The following is a 2,725-nucleotide window of genomic DNA, read 5'->3' on the forward strand; positions in this document are numbered from 1 at the left end:
GGTGAGGGGGAGTTCGCGGCCGGCGCTGAGGGTGGCGGTGAGGTACAGGCAGGCGTCCTCGAGCCCCTCGAGGGTCGCGGGCATGGAATTGGCAAGGACGTCGTCGAAGGAGAGGAGGAGTCCGTTGTTCGAGCGGGAGCAGACTTCCTGGTTCAGGGCGTTGATGACCTGCCCGAGGATGGTGGAGGTCACCACCAGGGTCTGCTGCTCCTGGTCTTCGGGGTTGTCGGCCTCGGTTTGGAGGTAGGCGGCAGCTGCAGCGGTGGGAAGGCTGAGGTAGGCGGTCGCCGACTGGTCGTTGTCGGTGGAGAGTTCGATGGGAACGGCCAGGTGGGGCGCGGCGTAGTCGCCGGCGACCTCTTCGGGCATGACGAGGCGTGCATCGCTGATGGCGACGCTCGGCTCGCTGCCCTGGATGGCGGAGAGGGTGCGGGCAGCAGCTTCCCAGGCCCGGCGGCCGGCCTGATCGAGCGTGGCGGCCTGCTGGGGAGAGAGGAGCTGGGCAAGGATTTCGACGGGGTCGGCCATGGGGCGCCTCCTTCGCGGGGGCTACTGGACGATGAAGGTTTCGAAGTAGATGTGTTCGACCTTGTGGTCGTGGAGGTGATGGTTGATGGCTTCGATGAGCTCGTTTTTCAGGGCTTCTTTGCCTTCGACGGTTGCGACTTCTTCGGCGGAGTGAGAGCCGATAACGTTGGCGATGGCATCGAGAATTTTGTGCATTTCGGGGTCGAGGTGGTGGGCGAATTCGGCGTTCTTGGCAGCGAGCTGGTCGACGCTCAGGCCGACCCAGGGGGGCGTTTGCGCTTCGAATTCGAGGGCCATGATGAGCTTCACGTAGCGCTGGGTGGTGCCGGATGGCTTGAGGTTGAGGACGATGCCCTCCGGGGCGTTGGTGGCTTTGCCGCCGTGGCCGCCGCCGGTCGCCTTGCCGATGAAGACCGTCGGCCGGGGGGCGGCGGCGATCTGCTCGGGGGTGTAGACGGGCACGGGTTTCGGGTCCATATAGTTCGGCTTGATGTAGAACCAGAAGGCGGCCAGGAAGAGGACGGCGCCGCCGGCGAGGACCTTCTTGTCTTTGAACATGGCTACCTCCGCTGGGTCCCGGCGAGGGCTTTCTGCAGGTCTTCGAGGGTGGGGTAGAGGATGACGATGTCGGCGCGGCGGTTGAGTGCGCGGCCTTCGGGGGTGGCGTTATCGGCGAGGGGGCGGGTATCGGCGTAGCCGGCGGTATAGAGCTTTGCCGGGTCGAGCCCGCCCTGTTCGGTGAGGACGCGGAGCACGCGGGTGGCGCGGGCGGCGGAGAGCTCCCAGTTGGTGGGGAACTCGCGGGTGTTGGGGGGGATATTGTCGGTGTGGCCCTCGATGCGGATCTGGTTGGGCAGCCCGCGGAGGGCATCGGCCACCTGGAGGAGGACGTCGACGCTGCCGGGGCGCAGGTCGGCGCTGCCGGAATCGAAGAGGAGGTTATCCGCGAGGGAGATGGTGATGGAAGTGGAATCGGAGCGGACCTGGATCTTGCCTTCGAGGCCGTTGGCCTGGGCGAAGCCGGAGAGGGTCTGGTTGAGGCCTTCGAACGTGTTGGAGCGGATCTCGTTCAGGGATGGGGTGAGGCCCCCGCCCTGGTTGAGGACGGCGGAGGAGCCGTTGGAACCCTGGAGGACGCCGATGGAGAAGGCCTGGTCGATGGAGACGCGGACGGACTGGAGCTTCTGGGGGTTGGCGTCGCTGGTGGCGTAGAGGACGACGAAGAGCGCGAAGAGGAGCGTCACCATGTCGGCGTAGGAGACGATCCATCGTTCGTGATTTTCGGGCTTCTCTGCCTCGGGGGCTTTGCGGCTCATGCGGCCTCCCGGCGGGCTTCGCCCTGGTCATCCTTCCTGGCGCGGGCGGAGGGCTGGAGGAAGCCTTCGAGCTTTTCACGAACGATGCGGGGGTTATCGCCGGCCTGGATGGACATGAGCCCTTCGATGACGACATCGAGGGCGTGGAGTTCGTGCTTGGAATTGTTTTTGAGCTTGTTGGCAAGGGGCAGCCAGAGGACGTTGGCGGTGAAGACGCCATAGAAGGTGGCGACGAAGGCGGTGGCGATGCCGGGGCCGATGTGGTCGGGCTCATCGAGGTGGGACATGACGCCCATGAGGCCCATGACGGCGCCGAGGACGCCGATGGTGGGGGCGATGCCGCCCATGAATTCGAGGGCGGCGAAGTTGGCCTCGTGGCGATGCTTCATGGATTCCCGCTCGATTTCCATGATTTCGCGGAGGAGCTCGGGGTCGGTGCCGTCGATCATGAGCTGGACCCCTTTGCGGGTGAAGGGGTCGTGGATTTTTTCGATATCGGCTTCGAGGGCGAGCAGTCCTTCGCGGCGGGCTTTATCGGCCATCTGGACGAAGAGGTCGACGGTTTCGGCGGAGTTGTGGGCGGCGCCGCCGAAGAAGGCTTTGAGGATGAACTTGGGGAGGGCGATCATGACGGAGAGGGGCTGGGAGATCATGACGGCGCCGAAGGAGCCGAGGACGACGATGAAGAAGCCCGGGAGGTTGATGAGCTTCATCGGGTTGCCGCCCTCGAGGATGTTGCCGCCGATGATGCCGATGATGGCGATGCCGAGGCCGATGACGGTCGCGAGGTCCATCAGGCGGACCTCCTGATTGCGCCGAAGCTCATGCGGCGGAACTCGGCGATGCGCTCAACGATGGTGTCGGGGTCTTCCTGGCAGACG

Annotated in this window: 4 protein-coding genes; all 4 read right to left on the reverse strand. The window is 65.2% G+C overall.

Annotated features, from left to right (window positions below; genetic code table 11):
* A partial coding sequence (locus VAE46_RS08470; protein ID WP_322796494.1) for a hypothetical protein occupies nucleotides 1-528 on the reverse strand: 528 nt, incomplete at its 3' end.
* Between the two features lie 21 nt (nucleotides 529-549).
* Nucleotides 550-1,086 (reverse strand): flagellar basal body-associated FliL family protein, encoded by a 537-nt coding sequence (locus VAE46_RS08475; RefSeq protein WP_322796495.1) that lies wholly within the window; start codon nucleotides 1,084-1,086, stop codon nucleotides 550-552.
* Nucleotides 1,087-1,088: 2 nt separating this feature from the next.
* Nucleotides 1,089-1,844 carry a flagellar motor protein MotB gene (locus tag VAE46_RS08480; RefSeq protein WP_322796496.1) on the reverse strand — a complete coding sequence of 252 codons (756 nt, stop codon included), beginning with the start codon at nucleotides 1,842-1,844 and terminating at the stop codon, nucleotides 1,089-1,091.
* Nucleotides 1,841-2,638, reverse strand: coding sequence for a flagellar motor protein (locus VAE46_RS08485; protein WP_322796497.1), 798 nt, complete (start codon nucleotides 2,636-2,638; stop codon nucleotides 1,841-1,843). Before VAE46_RS08485 ends, VAE46_RS08480 begins: the two co-directional genes overlap by 4 nt.
* Nucleotides 2,639-2,725 lie beyond the last annotated feature (87 nt).

Source organism: Tepidiforma sp. (assembly GCF_034433535.1).
In the GTDB taxonomy this organism is placed as follows: domain Bacteria; phylum Chloroflexota; class Dehalococcoidia; order Tepidiformales; family Tepidiformaceae; genus Tepidiforma.

Bases quoted from the DNA above. Each gene is read 5' to 3' on its own strand.
- VAE46_RS08475 (WP_322796495.1), bottom strand. From the start codon at position 1,086: ATGTTCAAAGACAAGAAGGTCCTCGCCGGCGGCGCCGTCCTCTTCCTG.
- VAE46_RS08480 (WP_322796496.1), bottom strand. From the start codon at position 1,844: ATGAGCCGCAAAGCCCCCGAGGCAGAGAAGCCCGAAAATCACGAACGA.
- VAE46_RS08485 (WP_322796497.1), bottom strand. From the start codon at position 2,638: ATGGACCTCGCGACCGTCATCGGCCTCGGCATCGCCATCATCGGCATC.